Origin of the sequence: Salinisphaera sp. Q1T1-3 (genome assembly GCF_003602005.1) — a bacterium.
In the GTDB taxonomy this organism is placed as follows: Bacteria; Pseudomonadota; Gammaproteobacteria; order Nevskiales; family Salinisphaeraceae; genus Salinisphaera.
In genome coordinates, this window is record NZ_QZWD01000004.1 from 31,516 (window position 1) to 55,227 (window position 23,712).

Sequence of the window (23,712 nt, forward strand, 5' to 3'; positions counted from 1 at the left end):
GCCCGTCACCGTCGTCGGTGACTTATCATACGGACTGAATCGACCGGACCGACACACAGGATTGCTCGCCCATGTCCCCTGCGACGACCGATTACGCCCAGGACTTTCTCGCGCTGGCCGAACGCTACGACGCTCTCAAGTTCGGCGCATTCACGCTCAAGTCCGGCCGGGTTTCGCCCTATTTCTTCAACATGGGCGAGATCGCCAGCGGTGACGGCATGAAACGGCTGGCAGCCGGTTACGCCGCCGCGCTCAACGATTCCGGCATTTCCTACGACAGCCTGTTCGGTCCTGCCTACAAGGGCATTCCACTGGTGGCGACCGTGGCCTGCGCGCTCGCCGATCACGGCCGGGACGTGCCGTTCACCTACAACCGCAAGGAAGCCAAGGCCCATGGCGAAGGCGGACGCCTTGTCGGCGCTCCGCTCGGCCGGCGCGTGGTCATCGTCGATGACGTGATCACCGCCGGCACGGCCGTTCGCGAGGCGATTGCCATGATTCGCGAAGCCGGGGTCGAAGTCGCCGGCGTGCTCATCGCGCTCGACCGCCAGGAACGCGGTGCCGATGATCGCTCGCCACTGGTCGCCCTGGCCGCAGACGAAGGCATTCCGACCGCCGCGGTGGCCACCCTGACCGACGTCATCGCCTATGCCGAGCAACGCGGCCTGGATGCCGATACGCTGGCGCGCATCCATGCCTATCGCGCCGCGCACAGCGTGGCCTAGGGTCTGTTGAGGTTTCGTGCGAGCGCCGCGTTGGCGCCACAAACCCTGTCCGGCAAGGTGCGAGTTGCCGATCGTGGCGTGCCACGATCAAGGCCCGCAACGCCGCCGGGCGGGATTTGTGGCCCAACCCTTCGGGACAAGTGCTGTTTGGCGCGGACTCGAACGAAACCTCAACAGGCCCTAGGCCGAACGCGGCCCCGGCGTGTCGTCGACCGGCGCATCCCGATCCTCGCGATGAATCAGCGTGCCGACGCCCGCGTCGGTGAACAGCTCGAGCAGCACGGCGTTGTCGACGCGGCCGTCGACGATATGCGCGGCCGTGACACCATCGGCCACGGCATCGAGGGCGCACTGGATCTTGGGCAGCATGCCGCCGTGGATGACGCCGGTCTCGATCAACTGCTCGACCTGAGCGATGGTCAGCCCGGTCAGCAGATGGCCGTCGGCATCGAGCACGCCCGGCGTGTTGGTCAGCAGCATGAGCTTCTCGGCCCCGAGCACGGACGCGATGCGACCGGCCACCAGATCGGCGTTGATGTTGTAGCTGCGCCCGTCCGCGCCCACACCGATCGGCGCGATGACCGGAATGAAGTCGTCGGCCTCGAGCCGTTTGACGATCCGCGCATCGATGTCCGCAACCTCACCGACGAAGCCCAGGTCGGTGTCATCATCGACCAGCGCCAGCTTGCGCGCGGCGATCAGATTGCCGTCCTTGCCGGTCAGCCCAACGGCGCGCCCGCCGTGCTGGTTGATCAGGTTGACGATCTCCTTGTTGACGAGGCCGCCGAGGACCATCTCGACGACGTCCATCGTCTCCTCGTCGGTCACCCGCATGCCCTTGATGAAGTCGGTCTGCTTGCCGACGCGCTCCAGTACACGGCCGATCTGCGGGCCACCGCCGTGCACGACGACCGGATTGAAGCCGACCAGCTTCATCAGCGCGATGTCCCGTGCAAAGCCGGACTTCAGTTCCGGATCGGTCATGGCGTTGCCGCCGTATTTGATGACCACGGTCTTGCCGGCGAAACGCCGGATGTAGGGCAACGCCTCGCCCAATACGCGGGCGATGCGTGCCGCGTTCTGCGGATCCAGTGACATGCGCTTGTTTTGTTGCATGACCGTCAGACCGTGCCGGTGGAACCGAAGCCGCCGGCACCGCGGTCGCTGGTCGTAAAATCATCGACCAGAGCGAGCTCCGGCCGCACCACGGGCATCAACACGAACTGTGCGATGCGCTCTCCGGGTTCGATGGTGAACGCCTGCGCGCTGCGATTCCAGACCGAGATCATCAACGGCCCCTGATAGTCCGAGTCGATCAGGCCGACCAGATTGCCGAGCACGATGCCGTGCTTGGCCCCGAGCCCCGAGCGCGGCAGCACGATACCGGCCAGATCCGGGTTCTCGATGTAGACGGCCAGCCCCGAGGGCAACATGGCCGAGGCACCGGCAGCGAGCTGCATCGGCGCTTCGATCATTGCGCGCAGATCCATGCCCGCCGAACCCGCCGTCGCCCGCTCGGGCATCGGAAATTCCGTGCCGAGACGTGCATCCAGCACCTTGACCTTGAGTTGCGTCATCGAATCTTCCTTGTGGTGCCGGCCCCAGCGGCCGGCGCATGAGCTGTCTGCAGGGCGCCACCGGCCCGGCCGCATCGCCCGCGGGCGGTCTCTCAGCCGCCCCGCGGTCCGGTCAGCGCATCGGCCACCATCGCCACGAGCTGATCGGCCAGATCGCGTTTGGATGCACGCGCCAGAGTGCGCTCGCCCCCGGTCCAGACCACGACCAGCGCGTTGTCGTCTCGGCCGAAAGCGTCGTCCGGACCAACGAGGTTGCCGGCGATCATGCCCAGTCCCTTGCGACGTCGCTTGTCTCGTGCGGCAGCCGCGACATCGCGTGTTTCGGCCGCAAAGCCGAGCGTGAACACCCGCGGAAAACGCGCCGCCACATCAGCAATGATGTCGCGCGTTCGCGTGAGCGCGATCGCAGCGTCGCCCTCGGCCTTCTTGATCTTGTGTTCGGCGATCTCCGCCGGCCGATAATCGGCCACTGCCGCCGCACCGATGAACACATCGGCTTCGGGCACGGCGTCCATGACACTGGCATGCATCTCGGCCGCCGAGGCGACATCGATACGCTGGACGCCGCAGGGCGCGGCGAGCGTCGTCGGCCCGGAGACAAGCGTGACTTCGGCCCCGGCCGCGGCGGCTGCGGCGGCCAGCGCATAGCCCATCCGTCCCGAGGAATGATTGGTGATGTAGCGCACCGGATCGATCGCCTCGCGCGTTGGCCCTGCCGTGACCACGACGCGCCGACCGGCCAGTGACCCGGTCGATGTCCCGCGCCCGGCCGTCAGTGCCTCACAGATGGTCTCGGGCGCGCTCATGCGCCCGGCACCGACCTCGCGCTCGGCCAGCTCGCCGGTTTCCGGGCCGATACACCTCGCCCCGCGGGCCAACAACCGCGCCATGTTCTCGCATGTCGCCGGATGCGCCCACATCACGTGGTTCATCGCCGGGGCCAGCCAGAGTTCGGCCGTGCTGGCAAGGCACAGCGTGGTCAACAGATCGTCGGCGAGCCCGTTGGCCAGACGGGCCAGCACGTCGGCGCTGGCCGGGGCGATGAGAATCACATCCGCCCAGCGTGCCAGCTCGATGTGGCCCATGTTCAGTTCGGCCGAGGCATCCCAGAGGTCGTCGCGCACCGGATGGCCCGACACGGCCGCCAGCGCCATGGGGGCGACGAATCGCGACCCGGCCGCACTCAGCACAACCTGCACCTCGGCCCCGGCGGCGACCAGGCAACGTACGAGATGAGGCGTCTTGTAAGCCGCAATGCTGCCGGTCACGCCCAGCAGCACGCGTTGTCCGGCGAGTGCTTTCATGGTCGTCATTGTACCTGCCACATCCGGACCGGCCATGATGATCGCGCCAAGTGATTCACGTTGGGGGAGATGACATGGCGATCTCGGACTGGCCGGCGAGCGAACGGCCCCGTGAGAAACTGCTGGACCGCGGGGCGGCCGCGCTGTCCGATGCCGAACTGCTGGCGATATTCCTGCGTACCGGCGTGGCCGGCCAGAGCGCGGTGGATCTGTCGCGACAGCTGTTGAGCGACTACGGCTCGCTGGCCGCCCTGCTGTCGGCCGATCGACGACGCTTCGTGGCCACGCACGGGCTGGGCACGGCGAAATTCGCGCAACTCCAGGCCGTGCTGGAGATGGCACGTCGTCACGCAGGCGAACGATTTCGAGAGCGCGATGTATTGAGCGATCCCCAGGCCACGCGCGATTATCTCGCGCTGCACATGGCCGACAGCGAGCACGAAGTCTTTGCCTGTCTGTTTCTGGATAACCGAAACCGGGTCATCGCCTTCGAACCGATGTTCCGCGGCACGATCGATGCGGCAGCGGTCTATCCGCGAGAAGTGGTCAAGGCCGCACTGCGCCACAACGCCGCGGCGCTGATTCTGGCGCACAACCACCCCTCCGGCCTCGCCGAGCCCAGTCAGGCAGATCGTGACATCACGCATCGCCTGGTCGATGCACTCAAGCTCGTCGACATCCGCGTACTCGACCATCTGGTCATTGCAAAACAAGGGACGACAAGTCTCGCCGAGCGTGGTTTAATGTAATATGCACGTTAAAGCTATCGTAACGATTAGTTAACTTTTAATTGACAATTCGGTCGCGGCTTTCTATCTTGACCTTTGCCAGATTTCCCCCTATCTGGATGATCGAATTGGAGAATATTATGAAAAAAGCCGCGTTTATCCTGTGCGCATCGATGCTGCCGGCCGCTGCGGCCATGGCCGCCCCGAGCATCGTCGCGTCCACGGAACAAACCGATGGCCCGGGTTACACGTACGCTCAGGGTGAGTACATGCCGGAAGGCAACCTCGATTCCGCCGGTAATGATCTCTGGGGTTACGGCGGCGATGTGTCGATGGGTTTTGCCACCGACAGCGCCCTGCCCGTCCACCCGATCCTGCAGGGCGGGTTTCATCGCCTGAACATCGACAATTCCGGTTCGGCGATCAACGAAGCCCATGTCGGCCTGGGTGCCGAGAGCTTCTTCGACTACGGCGGTCCGCAAGGCAGCGGTGTCGGCGTCTATGGCACCGTCAACTATCAGCGCCTGGAATTGCGTAACGTACCGGGCGGCTACAGCGACGGCGCTGACGCCACGGCCGATGGCTGGGGCGTGACCGCCGGCCTGCGCTGGATGCCGGTCGCTCAGGTGGAAGTCAATCCGCATGCCACCTACGTCGATTACGGCAGCGTGTCCGGTGACGGCACCGACTACGGTAGCCCGGACGGCTTCGAATACGGCCTGCAGCTGGTCGGCTATCTCGACCCGGATCAGCACTATGCACTGACCGCCGGCTACGATCGCAGCGACATCGGCGTCGGCCCGACCGATGAAGACGTGCACAACGTCGTCAACGTCGGCGCGCGTTATACGTTCTAGTAACACGTCCCGCGTTGCCGCCCGATACGGGAACCGTCCGCGGCCCGCTGCAACACCCCGCTCCGGCGGGGTGTTGTCTTTACGGCGTCGGATATCTCAAACGGCGGTTGTGCACGCTTGGCAGAAATGCTTAAATACGCGGCTTCGCCGACGCCGATCAGCGCGCGACCAGGAGTTCATCAATGTCCCAGATTTGTCAGGTCACCGGCAAGAAGCCGGTTACCGGTTACAACGTTTCGCACGCCCACAACAAGACGAAGCGTCGCTTCGTGCCGAATCTGCACCGGCATCGCTTCTGGGTCGATTCGGAGCAGCGCTACGTGCGTCTTCGGGTTTCTGCCAAGGGTATGCGTATCATCGATCGTCAAGGCATCGAAAGCGTCCTTGCCGACCTTCGCAAGCGTGGGGAGAAAGTCTAATGCGCGAAAAGATTCGCATGGTCTCGACGGCAGACACCGGCGTGTTCTACACCACGTTCAAGAACAAGCGGAATACGCCCGACAAGCTCGAGATGAAGAAGTACGATCCGAAGGCTCGCAAGCACGTGGTCTTCAAGGAAGCCAAGATCAAGTAACGATCGCGTACGCGCCGATCGTGGGAAAGCCGGCCTCGTGCCGGCTTTTTTGTGTGCGACGCCCCATATCCGGGTCTCGGGCGAGACCGTTCGCCGATACCGCCGCCCGATTGGCTAAGCTGATGTTTTGTCCTCGAGGGCGAGACGACGGATGACTGAGGAGCCGCTGCTCTGCGCGCAGGGCCTGACTCGCGACTATGGCCCGCATCGCGCCGTGGCCGATATCGATATGTCGGTCGCGGCCGGCGAAGTCCTCGGCCTGCTCGGCGCCAACGGGGCCGGCAAGACCACGATACTGCGCATGCTGGCCGGCACCCTCGCGCCCTCGGCCGGGCATGTGTCGATCGCCGGCCACGATCTGGACCGCGCCGCCCGCCGGGCCAAGCAACATCTGGGCTACCTGCCGGAGCGGGTGCCGGTCTATCCGGAACTCACCGTCGATGAATATCTGGCGTTTGCCGCGCGGCTGCACGGCATCCCGCGGGCCGAGCGCCGCGACGCCATCGCGCGTGCCGTGGCCGAGACCGGGCTTGCACCGGTGCGGCGACGCTTGATCGGACATCTGTCCAAGGGCTATGCCCAGCGGGCCGGCATCGCCCAGGCGATCGTGCATCGGCCGGATGTGCTGATTCTCGACGAACCCACCGCCGGTCTCGACCCGCATCAGCTGGCCGGCGTGCGGCTGCTGATCCAGCAACTGGCCGAACGGCACGTGGTGATCCTGTCCAGTCACATGCTTTCGGAAATCCAGGCCGTGGCCACACGCGTGATGATCGTGGCCGGCGGACGCCTCGTACTCGACCGGCCGCTCGCCCGCATGGCCGATGATGACGACTGGTTCGAGGCCGGCTTTGCCAACGATCCCGGCGAAACGGCCCTGCGCGCCCTGCCCGACATCGCGGCCGTATCCGCCATCGGGCCCGGCCACTGGCAGCTGCGCAGCACCCCGGGCCGGGACATCCGGATCGCGCTGGCCGAGACCGCGGCACAGCAGGGCTGGCAGCTCCATACGCTGACTCGCCGCCAGACCACGCTGGAGCAACGCTTTATGGCGCTCACCCAGGCGAAGACCCAAGCCGAGGCGCCCCGTTGAGCGGCCTGCTCGCCATCGCCCGTCACGAGATCACGCGGCTGTTCGTCTCGCCGCTCGCCTGGACGATCGCCGCGGCCGCCACCCTGTTATCCGGCCTGCTGTTCACGATGGCACTGGCCGATATCGTGAATAACCCGCAGCGTCTGGCCGCCGACGACGGCGTGACCGCCCTCACGGCGGCCGGCCTGTTTCGATTCGTCACCCTGCTGCTGTTGTTGATCGTGCCCGTGCTGACCATGCGCGGCTTCGCCGAGGAACGAAAGACCGGCACGCTCGAACTGCTGTCGGCGGCGCCGATCTCGACGACGGCCCTCGTGCTGGGCAAGTTCATCGGCGTGATGACGCATCTGACGCTGATCTGGGCCCTGGTGGCGGCGATGCCGCTCACGCTCGGCCTGTTCACGCCGCTCGATCCGGGCATGCTCGCGGCCGGCCTGATCGGCCTATGGCTGGTCATGGCCGCCTTTGCCGCCATCGGCCTGCTCGCCTCGTCGCTGACACGCGAACCGCCGCTGGCTGCGGTCTACACGCTCGCCGTGCTCCTGCTCGCCTGGCTGGCCTACGCGGTCTCGGCAGTCGACTGGCAGCCTCGACTTTTCGGTCAAACGCTCGATCTCGGCCATCTCATTCGCGGCGCCTCGCCCATCGGCCATGACGATGCGCTGCTGCGAGGCCTGTTCTCGAGCGCTGACGTCGCTTATTTCGTGATCCTAACAAGCGTATGCCTGGCGCTGACCGTCACACGGCTCACCGCGGAGCGATGCTGACGATGGCGTTTTTCGCCCGACGTCGCCTCGGCTCCTGGGCCACGGCCGCACTGATCATCGTGGCGGGCCTGCTGGCCGCGCTGGTCGCCGCACGTCTGTCCGTGACTTTCGACTGGACCGCCAACAATCGCAACTCGCTCACCCCGGCCAGCCAACGGGTCCTGAACAGTCTGTCGGACGGGCCGATCACGTTCACGGCCTACATGTATCCCGGCACCGCGCGCCAGGACCTGCGCACGCGTCTGGCGCGCTATACCCGCGCCGATCCACGCATTCACCTGGTCTTTCGCGATCCGGCCCGTCATCCGCAGACCGTGCGCAAACTCGGCATCGGGCGTGACGGGGCAGTCGTCGCGGCCTATCAGGGACGCCGGACGGTGATCTCCGACTACGACGAGCCCAGCGTCACGCGGGCGCTGATGCAGTTGAGTCCGGACGGCAATCCCTGGGTGGTGTTTGTCACCGGTCACGGCGAGCGGGCCCCGAATGCCGACGATACCGGTGGGTATCAGGCACTCACCGACGCCCTCGATGCCCAGGGCCTGCGCGTGCGCACCGTCAATCTCGCCTCGGCACAGGCCGTACCCTCGAACACCGGGCTGCTGGTCATCGCCTCACCACAGCAGGCCTACCTGCCCGGCGAAGTCGACATGATCAAGCGTTACGTCGCGCACGGCGGCAATCTGCTCTGGGTCGACGATCCCGGCGCCCGCTACGGCCTGACGCCGCTCGCCGAAGCACTTGGCGTCCACTTCGCGCACGGCACGCTTGTCTATCCCGACTATCAACGTCTCGGCACCAAGAGCCCGGCGATTGCCGTGGTCGCCAATTATCCCGACACGCCCGTCACCCGTCGTCTCGACGAGATCACGCTGTTTCCCTTTGCCGGCGGCGTCTCGCCCGTCGCTGACAGTCCCTGGCATACGCGCGCATTCATCCGCTCACCGGCGCGGAGCTGGCTGGAAACCGGACCGCTGGACGGCCAGCAAATCACTTTCCAGCCCGACCAGGGCGATCAACGCGGCCCGCAGACGATCGGCCTGATGAGCACACGGGCCCGCCCGAACAGTCGCGGCGACTCGTCCGCCACAGCTGACCAGGACAAGACGCCCGATCAGCGAATCGCCGTGGTCGCGGACAGCGATTTCATGGACAACGGTCATCTGAACACGCTCGGCAACCGCACGCTGGCGCTGTCGATCTTTCAATGGCTGGCCACCCGTGACGACCAGATCGCGATCGACATGCCCCGCGCCGTGGACGCGCGGCTGGAGATGGCACCGGCGCGTCTGGCCACGCTGCGCTGGCTGTTCATCGCTGGCCTGCCGGCGCTGCTTCTCGCGATCGGCCTGCTGCGCTGGCTGATCCGGCGACGTCGCTGAAATGGCCCGCCAACGGCGCATCAATCTGCTGCTGATCGCGCTCGTGGCAAGCCTCGCCATCGTGCTCTGGTGGACCAGTCGCTCGACGACACCGCCGCAGCCCCCCGGCCCAACGACGCTGACGCGGCTCGCCCCCGATCGCATCCATCATCTGGCCGTGCGCCATCGCAGCGATCTGGTCGAGCTGGCACGGGGCCAGACCGGATGGCACCTGCAGGCCCCGGTCACCGCCCCGGCCGATACCGCCCATCTGCAGGTGCTGCTGCCGCTGGCCGCCGCCCAGCCGGCCCGCCGGCTGGGCGATGTGGGCAGCATTCCGGATCGCGTGACAGGCACCGGGGACGCCGCGATCGTGGTCCGCTACGACGATGCGGCGCCCGTGCGCATCGGCCATGCCGGCCCGCAGCGCGGCACCTACTATGTCCAGACGGATCGCGGCCTGTTTCTGGTGCCGATTGCCCATCTGGCACCGCTCGACTGGCAATGGACGGACTGGCTGGACCGAGGCCTCGTGGCGCCCGACCGCCGGTTGAAGCGACTCGTGTTGCCCCGCTACACGCTAAGCCGCGACACGGCCGGACAGTGGCAGGCGGCACCGGCCGATACCGACCGACCGCCGGCGGCCGCCGCGGCCACCGTCTCGGCCTGGCGACAGGCACGCGCACTGTCGGTCGTGCCCGCGGATCGCACTCGCGCGCGCATCGCGCGTGTGACGCTCTATTTCGATGACGGCGACAAACAGGTCTACGACATCATCGAGGACCACCCGAATCTGATCCTGCGCAATCCGAGGCTCGGCGTGGATTATCACTTCGCCGGCAACCGCGTCGCGCCGCTGCTGCGGCTCGTGCATCCCGGCATGTGAAACCGGAGCCGGCGCGGTCGTCGTTGCAACGCACGTGCGATAATGTCGCAATGCCCGAGTTACCCGAAGTCGAGACCACGCGCGCCGGAATCGAGCCGCATGTACAGGGTCAGCGCGTGCGTCGTGTCGTGGTGCGGGAACCCCGCCTGCGCTGGCCGGTCTCCGAAGCGCTCACCCATGACCTGCCCGGTCAGACGTTGCACGCCGTCCAACGCCGGGCCAAGTATCTGTTGTTCGCCGCCGATACCGGCCACGTCTGCCTGCATCTGGGCATGTCCGGCCGGCTGCGCGTGGTGCCGGCGGATACGCCCGTCGTGGCCCACGATCACCTGGATATCGAACTCGACAACGGCTGGCTCGTGCGCTTCAACGACGCCCGTCGCTTCGGTTCCGTATTCTGGCTGACCGGTGATCCGCATACATTCTCGCTACTCGCCCGGCTCGGCCCCGAGCCGCTGTCCCCGGATTTCGACGGCGCCTGGCTCAAGACACGCGCCGCCGGTCGCCGCATGCCGGTCAAGACCTTCATCATGGACGGCGCGGTGGTTGTCGGCGTGGGCAACATCTATGCCTCGGAAGCCCTGCACGCCGCGGGTATCCACCCGAGACGCGCGGCCCAGCGCATCGGCCTCCAGCGCTATATATATCTGGCCGAAGCCATCAAACGCGTCCTGGCCGAGGCGATCACGGTTGGCGGTACGACCCTGCGCGATTACATCGGCGTGGACGGCGATACCGGTTATTTCCAGCTCAGCCTGGCCGCCTACGGACGCGACGGCGCCCCCTGCCCACGCGGCTGCGGGCCGATTCGCCGCGAAGTGATCGGCCAGCGCGCGACTTTCTTCTGCCCCGTCTGTCAGCGTTGAGCGTGGCACGAACCGACTTTAGGGAACCTCTGATCTATTCATCTACGGTCGCGCCGGTGTCTTTTGCGCGCGTCTGACAAGACGCCGCGAGCGCCGTTTGCTGAATGCAAATGAGCGAGCGGCAACGCCGCTCAGGCGCGCGCAAAAGCCCGGCCGCCAAGCGGTTTGGCCCAAAAGGCCGCGCTACGGCGTTGCATGGCTGGATCATGGCGTGGCTATGACGCGGCGCCATGCGCCTTGTATCGTGGCCTTTGGGGACTCAAACGCGACCGTGGATGAATAGATCAGAGGTTCCTTAGATGACAGGCAAGCGCCCCGGTCGCTAACCTGCGTCACGATCCATCTCTGTCCAGGCGCTCTCATGCGTTACATCGCTCTGATCGGCGCGGCACTCGCCACGCTGCTGCTCGGACTGGCCACCCTGGCCATGCCGCGCTATTTCGGGCTGTTCTTCATCATCGCGGCGCTGTTCCTGCTACTCGGCATCCGCGATCTGTTCCAGTCGCAGCACGCGCTGTTGCGCAACTATCCGCTGATGGCGCACTTCCGCTGGTTCTTCGAGGCCATCCGCCCGGAAATCCGGCAATATTTGATCGAGTCCGATACGGAAGCCGCGCCGTTCTCCCGCGAATCGCGCAGTCAGGTCTATGCACGCGCCAAGGGCGACAACGACGCCGACCCGTTCGGCACCGAACTCAACGTGTATGCCGAAGGCCATGAATGGATGGCGCATTCGATCGCGGCCCGCAAGCCATCGGAAACGCCGGCACGCATCCTGATCGGTGGCCCGGACTGTACCCAGCCCTATTCCGCCTCGACGCTCAACATCTCGGCGATGAGTTTCGGCTCCTTGTCCGCCAACGCGATTCAGGCCCTGAACAAGGGCGCGGCGAAAGGTGGTTTTTTTCACGACACCGGGGAAGGCTCGATCTCACGCCATCATCGCCTGTACGGCGGCGATCTGGTCTGGGAGCTGGGCAGCGGCTATTTCGGCTGTCGTGCCAAGGACGGCACTTTCGATCGCGCCCAGTTCGTCGACAACGCCGCCGACGATCAGGTCAAGATGATCGAGATCAAGCTCTCCCAGGGCGCCAAGCCGGGCCACGGCGGCGTGCTACCGGGCGCCAAGGTGACCCCGGAGATCGCCGAGGCACGCGGCGTTGAAGTCGGCCAGACCTGTGTCTCGCCCCCGTCACACACGGCATTCTCCACGCCGATCGAGATGATGGAATTCATCGCCGATCTGCGCGCGGGCGCCAACGGCAAGCCGGTCGGCTTCAAGCTGTGCATCGGCCACGGATGGCAGTTCATGAGTCTGGCCAAGGCCATGCTCAAGACCGGCATCACCCCGGACTTCATCGTCATCGACGGTGCCGAGGGCGGAACCGGGGCCGCCCCGCTCGAGCTCGCCGACAACGTCGGCACCCCGTTGCGCGAAGGCCTGGTCTGGGCCCAGAACGTCCTGGTCGGTGCCGGCCTGCGCGAGCGCATCAAGCTCGGTGCCTCGGGCAAGATCACGTCCGGCTTTCGCATGGCCTCGAACATGGCCCTGGGCGCAGACTGGTGCAACACGGCCCGCGGGTTCATGTTCGCGGTCGGCTGCGTGCAATCCGAATCCTGTCATACCGATCGCTGCCCGGTGGGCGTGGCCACACAGAACGCCTGGCGCCAGCGCGCGTTGGTGGTGCCGGACAAGGCCGAGCGCGTCTACAACTTCCATCGGGCGACGGTCAACGCAATGCAGGAGGTCGTGGCCACGGTCGGACTCGATCACCCCAGCCAGCTCGCCCCGGAGCATCTGTGCCGCCGCACCCACGATTCGGAGATCCATACCGCCGATCAGGTGTATCGTTTCCTCAAGCCGGGCGAACTGCTGGTCTCCAACGGTCCCGGCCGTTACGAAACAGCCTGGGCCCGGGCACAGGCGGAGAGCTTTCTGCCGCGAAGCCACGCCGCCTAGGGCCTGTTGATGTTTCGTGCGGGTGCCTGCAGTTTGGCGTGCGCACGTGCCGCGGTACGATTCAATCGAGAGATTCTGCGAGGATTCAGGCCATGTCGCCATTCTTCCGACGCCGTCGACAACGTCAGGCGGCAGAGATCGCGGGCACGCCCGAGACACCGGCACAACTACGCGATTATGCCGACCAGTACTCGGAAACCCGGTTCTGGACCAAGCTGTCGCATGTGTTCAAGCGGGCCGGCTACGAGCTCGTCGAGAAAGCCCTCTGGCTGCACTATGCCGCGCAGCGTCCCGATACACCGCAGTGGGCCCGTGCGACGGCCTACGGGGCGCTGGCTTATTTCATCATGCCTTTCGATGCGGTGCCGGACTGGTTGTTCGGCATCGGGCTGACTGACGATCTCGGCGCGCTCACGCTTGCGGTGGCCACGATTTCGCAATACGTCGATGAACAGGTGAAGCGCCAGGCCAGCGCGCGATTGGCTGCCTGGTTCGGCCCACAGGCACGACACGGCCGGCCGTCAACCGATCCGAATGCCGGCCCGGACGACACCCTGTGAGCGCGCCCCTGGATCTGCGTGGTCGTCGCGCCCTGGTTACCGGTGCCTCTTCCGGAGTCGGCGAACACGTGGCACGACAACTCGCCGCCGCCGGCGCCACGGTGGCGATCGCGGCACGGCGCGAGGACCGGCTGGCGCAGCTGGCCGCGGAAATCGATGCGCACCCGCTGATCGTCGATCTGTCATCAACCGCGGCCTGTATCGATCTGGTGGCACGTGCGGTGGCCGCGCTTGGCGGCCTCGACATCCTGGTCAACAACGCCGGGCTGCATCATCGCGGTGCTTTCAACACGCCGACGCCGATGCAGCTCGCGGCCATGGTCGATGTGAATCTGCGCGCGCCGACTGTACTGGCCGGCGCGGCGTTGCCGCACCTGCAGGCCGCGCCGCGCGGGGCGATCATCAACGTGGGCTCGGTGGCCGGCCGGATGCCGGTTCCGGGCAGCGCCACTTATTCGGCTACCAAAGCCGGTCTGCGCACGCTGAGTCTGGCGCTGGCCGAAGAGCTGCGCGGGACCACGGTCGGGGTCTCGGTGGTCTGCCCCGGCCCGATCGCCACGGATTTCATTCTCGCCGATGTGGATGCCGTGACCGACCTGACGTTCTCGCAGACCATGAGCACGCCGGCCGATATCGCAGCACTGGCATGTCAGTGCATCCTCGACGGTCGACCGGAACGCACCTGGCCAACGAGCGCGCGCGTGATGACCACGCTCGGCAGTCTGTTCCCGACACTCCCACGGCTGCTGCGCCCGGCACTGGCCGCCAAGGGCCGACGCGCGAAACGACGATATCGTTCCGATTGAGCGGCACCCTGTACATCCGGGCGAACCCGGCCCCGGATTGTCTTGCGATTGTTAAAAACGCAGCGCACAGTGAGCGGACAACGCAAAACAACGCAATGCGGAGAAAAGACTCATGGGTATCATCGCTTGGATCATCTTCGGTCTGATCGCCGGGGCCATCGCCAAACTGATCATGCCGGGTGACGACCCGGGCGGCATCATCGTCACCATCATCATCGGCATCGTCGGTGCCGTGGTCGGCGGTTTCATCGGCGGCATCCTCGGGTTCGGCGGCGTGAGCGGCTTCAACATCGGCAGCTTCATCATCGCCATTCTCGGGGCCATCATCCTGCTGGCCGTCTATCGCGCAGTGGCTCGACGCTGAACCGATAGAACCCCCGGAACGAAAAAAGCCGGCATGTGCGTCATGCCGGCTTTTTTCATGGCCAATCCCCCCGAAACATCGCCGGCCGAAGTCGGGCGCGGTTGGCGCTGCATCAACAGGCCGGGCGCCCGGCTCAACGACGCCGCCAGGCATGAAAACGCGCCAGCCAGGGAAAGACCCAGGCCGGTGCGTGACGTTTCTTCCATTCACCCGCCGCGAACCGGTTGGCCTCGGCGAAGGTCGGGTAGCTGTGAATGGTCGACAGTAGCTTGTTCAGACCCAGACCGTGGCGCATGGCCACGACATATTCGCCGATCCATTCCGCCGCATGCTCGCCAACGATCGCAGCGCCCAGAACACGGTCCTTGCCCGGCACGGTCAATATCTTGACGAAACCGGTCGTCGCCGACTCCGCGACGGCGCGATCATGGGCGGCCAGCGAATAATGCGTGACTTCATAGGCCAGGCCGGCCGCAGTGGCCGAGCGTTCGTTGTGCCCGACGTGCGCCACGTTGGGCTCGGTATAGACCGCCCAGGGCAGACTGTCGTAGCGCACTGCAAACGACTTGAACATGCCGAACAAGGCATTGACCGTGGCATGCCAGGCCTCGTGAGAGCCGGCGTGCGTGAGCTGATAGCCACCGATCGCATCACCGCAGGCGTAGACGGTCGGCACATGCGTGGCCAGACACGTGTCCACGGCAATGACCCCGTCATGGGCGATACCGAGCGCCTCCAGCCCCATGTCGGTCGTGCGCGCCCGCCGTCCGACCGCCACCAGGATCCGATCCACCACGAGCGTCGAGACCGCGCCCGCACCGCTCCGACAGGACAACGCCCAGCCTCCGTCGGCCGCCGGCGAGACCTGCGTGACCCGGCTGTCTGTGGCCAGCCGGAGCCCTTCGGCACGTAGCGTATCGGACAGTGCCGCGGCAACATCGGCGTCCTCGCGCGGCAGGATCTGGTCATCCTGCTCGATGAGCACTACATCGGCGCCGAGCCGGGTGAAGGCCTGCCCCATCTCGCAACCGATCGGGCCGCCGCCGATCACGGCCAGGCGCGCCGGCAGCTGGGTGAGCGACCAGAGCGTGTTCGAGGTCAACGGATCCGCCGCGGCCAGCCCCGGGATCTCCGGCACGATCGGCTCGGCACCGGTGGCCAGAACGATCGCGCGAGCGGTCAGGCGGCTGCCGTCTTCGAATGCCACGGTCCAGGGGTCGAGCAGACGCGCGTGGCCCTGACGCACGTCGACGCCGAGGGATTCGAACCGTGCGCGGGAGTCGTGCGGTGCAATGGTCGCCACGACCTTTTTCACGCGGGCCATGACCGCCTTGAAATCGACCTGCGGCACCATGGGCGTCAGCCCGTAACGATCCGCGCGACGCATGACCTGCGCCGCACGCGCGCTGGCCAACAGGGCCTTGGACGGTATACAGCCGGTATTCAGACAGTCGCCGCCCATCTCGCCGGCCTCGACAAGCGTCACGCGGGCCTTGACCGTGGCGGCGATCAGCGCACACACGAGTCCACCCGAGCCACCGCCGATGACGATCAGATTGCGATCGAAGCGCTTCGGCCGCGTATAGCCGGCCAACGCCCGGCGGCGGCGATACAGGGCAAGCGCCCGTCGTGCGATGAGCGGAAACACGCCGAGCAGCACGAACGAGGCGATCAGCCCGGGCGAGACAATACCGCCAATCGAATGCACCTGACCGAGCTGTGTGCCGGCATTCACGTAAACGAGCGTGCCCGGCAGCATGCCGAGCTGACTGGCGATATAGAACGTGGTGGTTCGGATCGCCGTGATGCCCATCACGAGATTGATCACGAAGAACGGGAAGACGGGTACCAGACGCAACGCGAACAGATACGACGCCCCCTCGCGCTGAATACCGCGATTCACGGCGGCCAGGCGCTGGCCGAATCGGGCTTCGACCCAGTCACGCAGGATGAAGCGAGCACTCAGAAACGCCAGCGTGGCGCCGATCGCCGAGGCGAAGGAGACAAGCACCACGCCTCCGGCCAGGCCGAACAGCGCGCCGCCGACCAGCGTCATGACGGCCGCGCCGGGAATCGAGACGGCCGTCAGCACGACATAGATCACGAAATAGCCGGCCGCCGCCGCAAGCGGATGCATGGCCACCCAGTCGGCCAGCGCCCCCCGCTGGACCTCGAAGCAGGCCAGACTCAACAACCCGTGTTCGGCACAGGGACCGCCGAGCCACTGTCCCGGCGCCGCCAGCACATAGCCGGCCGCCAGCACAACCAGCAATCCGGCCAGAACGAAGCGCGAAATCCTCATGAACACCACCTGAGGAACCTCTGATCTATTCATCCACGGTCGCGTTTGAGTCCCAAAAGGCCACGATACAAGGCGCATGGCGCCGCGTCATAGCTACTCTATGATCCAGCCATGCAACGCCGTAGCGCGGCCTTTTGGGCCAAACCGCTTGGCGGCCGGGCTTTTGCGCGCGCCTGAGCGGCGTTGCCGCTCGCTCATTTGCATTCAGCAAACGGCGCTCGCGGCGTCTTGTCAGACGCGCGCAAAAGACACCGGCGCGACCGTAGATGAATAGATCAGAGGTTCCCTAAAGCCGCGCGGCCCAAACGCCCGGTCGTCTGCCAGGGCGCGTCGTCACGAGACAGACCGTCGCACCCGCCGCCAAGCGGCGGCAAGACAAGGCATCGTGAGCCTGTCGTGGCGCAGCCACGCGAGGGTGCGATAACCCCGGATGGTCGTCGCTTGGCCGCTGACCCTTCGGGGTGCCCCGGCCGGCCACGCCCAATGCCCCTGAAATTGACGATGAGCGGCCAGACGAGGCGTAGTACGCATAGCCTGTCATTCGGCGCCGGCGTGCTGGAACGCGGGATTGCTGGCCGTGTTTTTGATTCTGGGCGCCTGTGCCGAAGGGTCGGACCGCCCATGAACCATCGACAATGGCTGCCCTGCGGTGTTGCCAATCCGGATCGTGGCACGCCACGATCGGCGGCTCGCGCCTTGCAGGACACGATTTGTAGCGCCAACGCGACGCTCGCACGAAACATCGACAGGCTCTAGACTCTGGCCGTCGCAATCGCCCGCCATCAGTTCGAATCGGACCCCCATGAAACACGAAACCGACAACCTTCGCATCAAGGGCATCCAGGAGCTCGTCTCACCGGACACATTGCTGGCTGAATTCCCGGTCAGCGCGCGTGCCTCGACCACCGTTCACGACGCCCGACAGGCCATCCAGCAGGCCCTGGCCGGCGAAGACGATCGGCTCGTCGTGGTGGTGGGCCCGTGCTCGATTCACGACGTGGATGCCGCCCTGGAATACGCCGACCGGCTGACCGCCCTGCGCAAGCGTTACGCCGACGAATTGCTGATCGTCATGCGCGTGTATTTTGAAAAACCCAGGACCACGGTGGGCTGGAAGGGCCTGATCAACGATCCGGATCTCGACGATTCGTTCAAGATCAACAAGGGCGTGCGCCTGGCCCGTCATCTGCTCTGCGAGCTGGCCGAGCGCGGCATGCCGGCCGGCGTCGAGTTCCTCGATCTGATCACGCCGCAGTATCTGGCCGATCTCGTCTCCTGGGGCGCTATCGGGGCACGCACCACCGAGTCGCAGGGCCATCGCGAGCTGGCCTCCGGACTGTCCTGCCCGGTCGGTTTCAAGAACGGCACCGGCGGCTCGATCAAGATCGCGGTCGACGCGGTTGGAGCCACACAGCACTCGCATCATTTCCTGTCGCTGACCAAGGAAGGCCAGTCCGCGATCTTCACCACCGCCGGCAACCCGGACAGCCACGTGATTCTGCGTGGCGGCGCCAACGGGCCGAACTACGATGCCGACGCCGTGGCCGGCGCGGTCGCCCAGCTCGGCCAGGCCCATCTGGCCGGCCGGGTCATGATCGACTTCTCGCACGCCAACAGCCGCAAGCAGCACAAGAAACAGCTGGAGGTCGGCGACGACGTGGGCGGCCAGATCGCCGCCGGCAGCCGCGCGATCTTCGGTGTGATGATCGAATCCCACCTGCGCGAGGGCAACCAGAAACTGCTTCCCGGCGTGGCGCCGGAGTACGGCGTGTCGATCACCGATGCCTGCCTCGGCTGGGACGACACGGAGAAACTGCTCGCTTCGCTGGCCGAATCCGTGCGCGAACGCCGCGAGATCGCCGGCGACAGCGACGACTGACACGGCCGACCGAACGGCCCGGTGCACACGTCGCACCGGGCCGTTGCGAACTACCAGTACGGCCCGGGCAACACGGCGGCCAGCAGGCGCGCCGGCACGTTGAGCTTCTGGTTGTCGTCCGCGCGACCGGCGTAGCCGCGCGAGGCCTTCGACGACGGAAACATGTGAAAGGCCTTGTGCAGCACGAAGTCGTTGACCTTCGGCCACATCGCATAGCTGACCTGGGCAAACGTGCCGAGCGGCGAGGCGACGCTCTTGGGCCGGTCGATCACCGCGTTGGCGATCATGTCCGCAGCTTGATCAGGGGTCAGCGCGGGCACGTAATCGTAGAGTTTGGTCGGGGCGATCATCGGCGTACGCACGAGCGGCATGTAGACCGCCGTCAGATCGATGTTGCGCGAGGCGACCTCGGGCGAAAGACAGCGCGAGAAGGCATCGAGTGCGGCCTTGGAAGCGACATAGGCCGAGAACCGCGGCGCATTGGTCAGCACGCCAATCGAGGACACGTTGACGATGTGTCCCGAGCGGCGCTTGGCCATGGTCGGCAACAGATTGAAGATCAGACGCAGCGCACCGAAGTAATTGAGCTGCATCGTGCGCTCGTAGTCGTGGAACCGGTCCAGCGACTCGAACGCCGAACGCCGGATCGAGTGCCCGGCGTTGTTGATCAGGATATCGACATGATGATGGTCGGCCAGGATCCGGGCGATGCAGTCGTCGATGGCCTCGATCTTGGATAGATCGCAGGTATAGGCATGGGCCGCGCCGTCGCCGGCCTTTTCGACGATGCGCCGAGTCTCCTCGAGCTTGGCGGGATTGCGCGCGACCATGCACACGATGGCCCCGGCCGCCGCCATTTTCTTGGCGGTGGCGAACCCGATGCCGCTGGAGGCACCGGTGATCAGCACCACCTTGCCGGAGACGCGACGCACCAGCGATGCCGGGACATCGACATCGCAGTCCATGTGCATCTCCCAGTAGCGCCAGAGCGTCTCGGCGTAATCGGCCAGCTCCGGGCAGGAAATGCCGCTGCCGGACAGGGCCTGGCGTGTGTTCACGTCGTCGAAGATCGCGCGATTGTTCACGTAGCCGAGAATCGACAGCGGAATCCCCAGAGCCGATGACAGCCGTTTTTCGAACCATTCGGCGCCCGGCACGCGCTTGCGCCATGCCTTGATCTGGCTTTCCAGCGCGCCGGACCATTGCTGGCTCGGCAGGTTGTGGATGACATCGGGACCATGCGCGGCACGCACGAAGGTCTTGAGCATCTCGCCGGCCCGCGGCGGATTGGGCTGGATGAGCAGGTAGGCCTGGCCGTTGCCGGTGCGCTTGTGCGCGATATGCACGGTCGCATCGACGACGTAATCCACCGGCGCGACCGGCATCTGGCCGCCCTCGATGCCCAGCAGCGGCAGCCATTTCGGCAGGTTGTCGCGCAGCGCCTTGATGGCCGGAAAGAAATAATACGGCCCGTCGACCTTGTCCATCTCGCCGGTCTCGGAGTCGCCGACGACCATACCCGGCCGGTAGATTCGCCACGGGACACCGGCGCGCTCGCGTACCACCGCCTCGGCCTGGAACTTGGTCCGGTAGTAGGGATGCGTCAGCCGCTGACCGACATCGAACATCTCATCGGAAAACACGCCCTCGTGATCCGCCCCGGCAACGGCCACGGACGACATGTGATGAAACAGCGGCTTGTTGCCTTTTTCATTGGCTAGCGCCCCGGCCAACGCTACCACATTGGCCGTGCCTTCCACATTGACCCGGTCAGCGGTCGCATCCGACATGTTCATGTCGTAGACCGCGGCCAGATGAAACACGTGATCGATCCGCCCGGCCAGGGCCTGGCGCGCCTCGCCATCGATCACGCCGTCGCGCGTGATATCGCCCCAGACCGGAATCAGGCGCGACTCGGAGGCCGCCAGGCGCGCACGCAGATCGTCCATCTTGTCCGCGCTGGCACGGCGCATCAGGACATAGACCGTCGCCGCGCGCCGGTCCAGCAGGCGGGCCACCAGGCGGCGGCCGAGAAATCCGGTCGCACCGGTCACGAGATAGTTCATGTCGTTGTTGCCCTCCGAGACGAACCGGGCGCGGCGCGCCGGTGTATGGTCTGACAGAATACGGTTTTCATCGGCTGAACGCGTCTTATATGAGCGACACGATATTCTCCAAGATCATCAATCGCGAGATCGAAGCCGACATCGTCCACGAGGACGATCGCTGTCTGGCCTTTCGCGACATCGCACCGCAGGCCCCGCTGCACGTGCTCGTCATCCCCAAGAAACCCATCGACATGCTCGTCAACGCCACCGACGACGACGAAGCGCTGCTCGGCCATCTGATGCTCGTGGCACGCCGCATCGCGCGCGATGAAGGCTATGGTGATGCCTTCCGGCTGGTGATGAACAACGGCGCCGCCGTCGGCCAGTCCGTGTTTCACATCCATCTGCACGTGCTCGGCGGGCGCGAGTTCGACTGGCCGCCCGGCTGAGGCACCCGGCCGCCGCGGGCGATCGGATGGGCCTCGTATTCGCGTTGCATGACATCGGCTTGTAATTTCACGACCAGTCGCTATTGTCAGCGGGATAACCGCCAATGATCACCGGCACCCGCGTGATTGCGCGCCGGCCGCGTGCCGCGCGCCGGCGCCTTTTCTGCATCACCCCACAGTTCTTGTTCCGACCATGAGCACTACAGCAAAAACCGGTCAGGCCAGCGCTGCCCTTTCGGGCGCCGGCGAAGCCAACACGCCCCGCGACATCGAAGATGTACAAGGCCGCGCGGATCCGCGTCGGCTGGCCATCGACAAGGTCGGTATCTGCGATATCCGGCATCCCGTCTCCATCGCCCAGCGCGTCGGCGGCCATCAGTCCACGGTGGCCACCTTCGGCATGTATGTGAATCTCCCGCACGAGTTCAAGGGCACGCACATGTCGCGCTTCGTGGAGATTCTCAACGCCCACGAACACCAGATCACGCTCGACTCGTTCAAGCTGATGCTGACTGAAATGACCGACCGGCTGGAATCTCGCAACGGTCATATCGAGATGACGTTTCCCTACTTCGTCGACAAGTACGCCCCGGTCACCGGTGAAAAAGGCGTCATGGACTACGAAGTCGGTTTCATCGGCGATCGTGTCGGCGATGTCAGCACGCTTCATGTCGAGGTCAAGGTACCGGTCACCACCCTGTGTCCCTGCTCCAAGGATATTTCGGATTACGGCGCCCACAACCAGCGCTCGCTGGTCAGCATTCGTGTACGCGCGGACGCATTCTTCTGGGCCGAGGAGCTGATCGATATCGCCGAATCGGAAGGCTCCTGCGAGCTGTACGGCGTGCTCAAGCGCATCGACGAGAAAGCCGTGACCGAACGGGCCTACGAAAATCCCAAGTTCGTCGAGGACGTGGTTCGCGATATCGCCACGCGCCTCAACGAAGACGATCGGTTCCGAAGCTATCGCGTGGCGTCCGAGAACTATGAGTCGATACACAATCACTCGGCCTATGCGATGATCGAGCACGACAAGGACGCACCGCAGGCCTGACCCGCCGGCCCGCGAGGCGGATGCACCGGCTCGACAAGGCGGCCCGGTCGCGCCAACGACCGGCGCCGCATCGGCTCCATGAGGCCGGCTGCAAGGCCGGATGCCATTCGCTCCTCTTCGACCTGCTCCCGTCGTGCAACGATCCGGTCTTTACGCCGCGTTGCCGACTGGATATATTTACAGCATGGAAAAGCTCACGCCGAAACAGCAGCGCGTCTACGACTACATCCGCGACACGCTGGCCGCGACCGGCGCCCCGCCGACACGCGCAGAAATCGCCGAAGCGCTGGGTTTCGCCTCGGCCAATGCCGCGCAAGCGCACCTGCGGACGCTGGCACGCAAGGGCGCGATCGAGCTCGGCTCCCGGCGCAGCCGCGGCATCCGTCTGCTCGGCGGGGCGCCAATCGGCCTCGACGGCCCTGTTGCCAACGACGACGACCATACCGATGAAGGCCTGGCCGTGATTGGCCGCGTCGCTGCCGGCATGCCGGTGCTGGCGGTCGAACACATCGAGCGGCGGGTGCAGGTGTCGCAGGCCATCTTCTCGGCCCCGGCAGACTATTTACTGACGGTCCAGGGCGACAGCATGACAGGCGCCGGCATCCTCGACGGCGACCTGCTTGGCGTACGCCGGACGACCGATGTCCGCGAAGGGCAGATCGCAGTCTTTCGCTTGGGCGACGATGTCACTGTCAAACGTTTTCATCGCGATCGGGACGGTATTCGCCTGCTTGCCGAAAATCCCGACTATCCGGATATCACGGTCGATGCCGAAGCCGACGAGCTGGCCCTGGAAGGCCTGGCCGTCGGGGTGCTCCGCGCGATCTCCTGAAACCGCCCCTCGGGTCGTCCACGTTGCAGATCGGGCGCTGTCTGGTCGCTGAGCGCCAAGGATACGCTGCCGATCTGGATACAACGGCGCTCCGGCATCCAGAGGCCGGCCATGGGCTGGTTGTGATAGCCCCGCGCGTCAGCCCCGTACACGGGCCAGGACTCAAGACGCGTAAACGTCGTACGCCAACCATTACCGGCGATTGACGCTAGGCCAGACCGTGCATCAGTGCGCGGCCATGGGATATCGCATGTTGGCGCCGCGGCTTGGTGATTGCCGCGCCTCGGCCTCGCTGTTGAGCCATGAGAACGCAAGCCTGCCGCCAGTCAACGATCGGCAAGTCTCGCGCTTGGCCAGGCTTTGACGCCCGTCCGTCTATCGCGGACACACCGACCGCCCTGCCCATCGCCCCATCGACGCGCCTTGCGATCGCCGATCGCGCGTTCGGGCCGCGCCCGGGCCTGTTGATGCATCGTGCAAGTCCGCGTCGGGCGCTCTCGGCATGGGCCGTGAGCGGCCGGAGGTGGTGTCTATCGCACGCATGGCACCGGCCTTCCATGCCAGCGAGCTGGCCGTCCTGTTTTTAATGGGCGTGTCTGGCCCGATGGATCGGGCCCCGTAAAACATCGACGATGGGCGCTCTGCGGCGTGGCGAGCCTGGCTCGTGGCGCGCCGCGATCCGCGCCTTGCAGAACACGCTGTGGGGACCAACATGGCGTC

Annotated in this window: 23 protein-coding genes; 18 read left to right on the top strand and 5 right to left on the bottom strand. The window is 65.6% G+C overall.

Features of this window, described 5'->3' with window-relative positions; genetic code table 11:
• Positions 1-71: 71 nt before the first annotated feature.
• Positions 72-725 (top strand): orotate phosphoribosyltransferase, encoded by a 654-nt coding sequence (gene pyrE / locus D3260_RS05195; protein WP_120097526.1) that lies wholly within the window; start codon positions 72-74, stop codon positions 723-725.
• A gap of 180 nt (positions 726-905) precedes the next feature.
• Here pyrE and argB read toward each other — a convergent pair whose 3' ends face one another.
• The 3 genes from argB to coaBC form a co-directional block, all read right to left on the bottom strand.
• The gene (gene argB / locus D3260_RS05200; protein WP_233543972.1) at positions 906-1,841 is read right to left on the bottom strand and encodes an acetylglutamate kinase; all 936 of its coding nucleotides are present in this window, start codon (positions 1,839-1,841) and stop codon (positions 906-908) included.
• Between the two features lie 5 nt (positions 1,842-1,846).
• Complete coding sequence (gene dut / locus D3260_RS05205) at positions 1,847-2,302, bottom strand: dUTP diphosphatase (RefSeq protein ID WP_120097527.1); 456 nt, start codon at positions 2,300-2,302, stop codon at positions 1,847-1,849.
• 92 nt (positions 2,303-2,394) lie between these two features.
• The gene (gene coaBC / locus D3260_RS05210; RefSeq protein WP_120097712.1) at positions 2,395-3,606 is read right to left on the bottom strand and encodes a bifunctional phosphopantothenoylcysteine decarboxylase/phosphopantothenate--cysteine ligase CoaBC; all 1,212 of its coding nucleotides are present in this window, start codon (positions 3,604-3,606) and stop codon (positions 2,395-2,397) included.
• A 74-nt stretch (positions 3,607-3,680) separates the two neighbouring features.
• Here coaBC and radC point away from each other — a divergent pair, with 74 nt between their 5' ends.
• The 13 genes from radC (at position 3,681) to D3260_RS05275 (ending at position 14,428) form a co-directional block, all read left to right on the top strand.
• The gene (gene radC, locus D3260_RS05215; protein WP_120097528.1) at positions 3,681-4,355 is read left to right on the top strand and encodes a DNA repair protein RadC; all 675 of its coding nucleotides are present in this window, start codon (positions 3,681-3,683) and stop codon (positions 4,353-4,355) included.
• A 119-nt stretch (positions 4,356-4,474) separates the two neighbouring features.
• Positions 4,475-5,191, top strand: a complete 717-nt coding sequence (locus D3260_RS05220) for a hypothetical protein (protein ID WP_120097529.1) — start codon at positions 4,475-4,477, stop codon at positions 5,189-5,191.
• A 182-nt stretch (positions 5,192-5,373) separates the two neighbouring features.
• Entirely contained in the window at positions 5,374-5,610 is a 237-nt protein-coding gene (gene rpmB / locus D3260_RS05225; protein WP_120097530.1) for a 50S ribosomal protein L28, read from the top strand.
• Positions 5,610-5,765, top strand: a complete 156-nt coding sequence (gene rpmG, locus D3260_RS05230; protein ID WP_120097531.1) for a 50S ribosomal protein L33 — start codon at positions 5,610-5,612, stop codon at positions 5,763-5,765. The genes rpmB and rpmG overlap by 1 nt, the downstream gene beginning before the upstream one ends.
• A 151-nt stretch (positions 5,766-5,916) precedes the next feature.
• The gene (locus tag D3260_RS05235; RefSeq protein ID WP_120097532.1) at positions 5,917-6,858 is read left to right on the top strand and encodes an ABC transporter ATP-binding protein; all 942 of its coding nucleotides are present in this window, start codon (positions 5,917-5,919) and stop codon (positions 6,856-6,858) included.
• Positions 6,855-7,625: an ABC transporter permease gene (locus tag D3260_RS05240; RefSeq protein ID WP_120097533.1), complete on the top strand. Its 771-nt coding sequence runs from the start codon at positions 6,855-6,857 to the stop codon at positions 7,623-7,625. The genes D3260_RS05235 and D3260_RS05240 overlap by 4 nt, the downstream gene beginning before the upstream one ends.
• 2 nt (positions 7,626-7,627) lie before the next feature.
• Complete coding sequence (locus tag D3260_RS05245; protein ID WP_158583405.1) at positions 7,628-9,007, top strand: GldG family protein; 1,380 nt, start codon at positions 7,628-7,630, stop codon at positions 9,005-9,007.
• 1 nt (position 9,008) lies between these two features.
• Positions 9,009-9,872 (top strand): hypothetical protein, encoded by an 864-nt coding sequence (locus D3260_RS05250; RefSeq protein ID WP_120097535.1) that lies wholly within the window; start codon positions 9,009-9,011, stop codon positions 9,870-9,872.
• A gap of 50 nt (positions 9,873-9,922) precedes the next feature.
• Positions 9,923-10,738 carry a bifunctional DNA-formamidopyrimidine glycosylase/DNA-(apurinic or apyrimidinic site) lyase gene (gene mutM / locus D3260_RS05255; RefSeq protein ID WP_120097536.1) on the top strand — a complete coding sequence of 272 codons (816 nt, stop codon included), beginning with the start codon at positions 9,923-9,925 and terminating at the stop codon, positions 10,736-10,738.
• 361 nt (positions 10,739-11,099) lie between these two features.
• Positions 11,100-12,698 (top strand): FMN-binding glutamate synthase family protein, encoded by a 1,599-nt coding sequence (locus D3260_RS05260; RefSeq protein ID WP_120097537.1) that lies wholly within the window; start codon positions 11,100-11,102, stop codon positions 12,696-12,698.
• Positions 12,699-12,790: 92 nt separating this feature from the next.
• Positions 12,791-13,258 (top strand): YkvA family protein, encoded by a 468-nt coding sequence (locus D3260_RS05265; RefSeq protein WP_120097538.1) that lies wholly within the window; start codon positions 12,791-12,793, stop codon positions 13,256-13,258.
• Positions 13,255-14,064, top strand: coding sequence for an SDR family oxidoreductase (locus D3260_RS05270; protein ID WP_233543973.1), 810 nt, complete (start codon positions 13,255-13,257; stop codon positions 14,062-14,064). Before D3260_RS05265 ends, D3260_RS05270 begins: the two co-directional genes overlap by 4 nt.
• 112 nt (positions 14,065-14,176) lie before the next feature.
• The gene (locus D3260_RS05275; protein WP_120097539.1) at positions 14,177-14,428 is read left to right on the top strand and encodes a GlsB/YeaQ/YmgE family stress response membrane protein; all 252 of its coding nucleotides are present in this window, start codon (positions 14,177-14,179) and stop codon (positions 14,426-14,428) included.
• A gap of 133 nt (positions 14,429-14,561) precedes the next feature.
• Here the strand turns inward: D3260_RS05275 and D3260_RS05280 are convergent, their stop codons facing one another.
• The gene (locus D3260_RS05280; RefSeq protein WP_120097714.1) at positions 14,562-16,730 is read right to left on the bottom strand and encodes an FAD-dependent oxidoreductase; all 2,169 of its coding nucleotides are present in this window, start codon (positions 16,728-16,730) and stop codon (positions 14,562-14,564) included.
• An 802-nt stretch (positions 16,731-17,532) separates the two neighbouring features.
• On the opposite strand from D3260_RS05280, the gene D3260_RS05285 reads away from it, so the two are divergent.
• Positions 17,533-18,609: a 3-deoxy-7-phosphoheptulonate synthase gene (locus D3260_RS05285; RefSeq protein ID WP_120097540.1), complete on the top strand. Its 1,077-nt coding sequence runs from the start codon at positions 17,533-17,535 to the stop codon at positions 18,607-18,609.
• A gap of 50 nt (positions 18,610-18,659) precedes the next feature.
• Here the strand turns inward: D3260_RS05285 and D3260_RS05290 are convergent, their stop codons facing one another.
• Positions 18,660-20,675 carry an SDR family oxidoreductase gene (locus D3260_RS05290; RefSeq protein ID WP_120097541.1) on the bottom strand — a complete coding sequence of 672 codons (2,016 nt, stop codon included), beginning with the start codon at positions 20,673-20,675 and terminating at the stop codon, positions 18,660-18,662.
• Between the two features lie 89 nt (positions 20,676-20,764).
• On the opposite strand from D3260_RS05290, the gene D3260_RS05295 reads away from it, so the two are divergent.
• From D3260_RS05295 to lexA, 3 genes are all read left to right on the top strand, one after another.
• Entirely contained in the window at positions 20,765-21,106 is a 342-nt protein-coding gene (locus tag D3260_RS05295; protein WP_120097542.1) for a histidine triad nucleotide-binding protein, read from the top strand.
• Positions 21,107-21,299: 193 nt separating this feature from the next.
• On the top strand, positions 21,300-22,160 hold the full coding sequence (gene folE2, locus D3260_RS05300) for a GTP cyclohydrolase FolE2 (protein ID WP_120097543.1): 861 nt from the start codon (positions 21,300-21,302) through the stop codon (positions 22,158-22,160).
• A 184-nt stretch (positions 22,161-22,344) separates the two neighbouring features.
• Complete coding sequence (gene lexA / locus D3260_RS05305; RefSeq protein WP_120097544.1) at positions 22,345-22,992, top strand: transcriptional repressor LexA; 648 nt, start codon at positions 22,345-22,347, stop codon at positions 22,990-22,992.
• Positions 22,993-23,712: the final 720 nt, after the last annotated feature.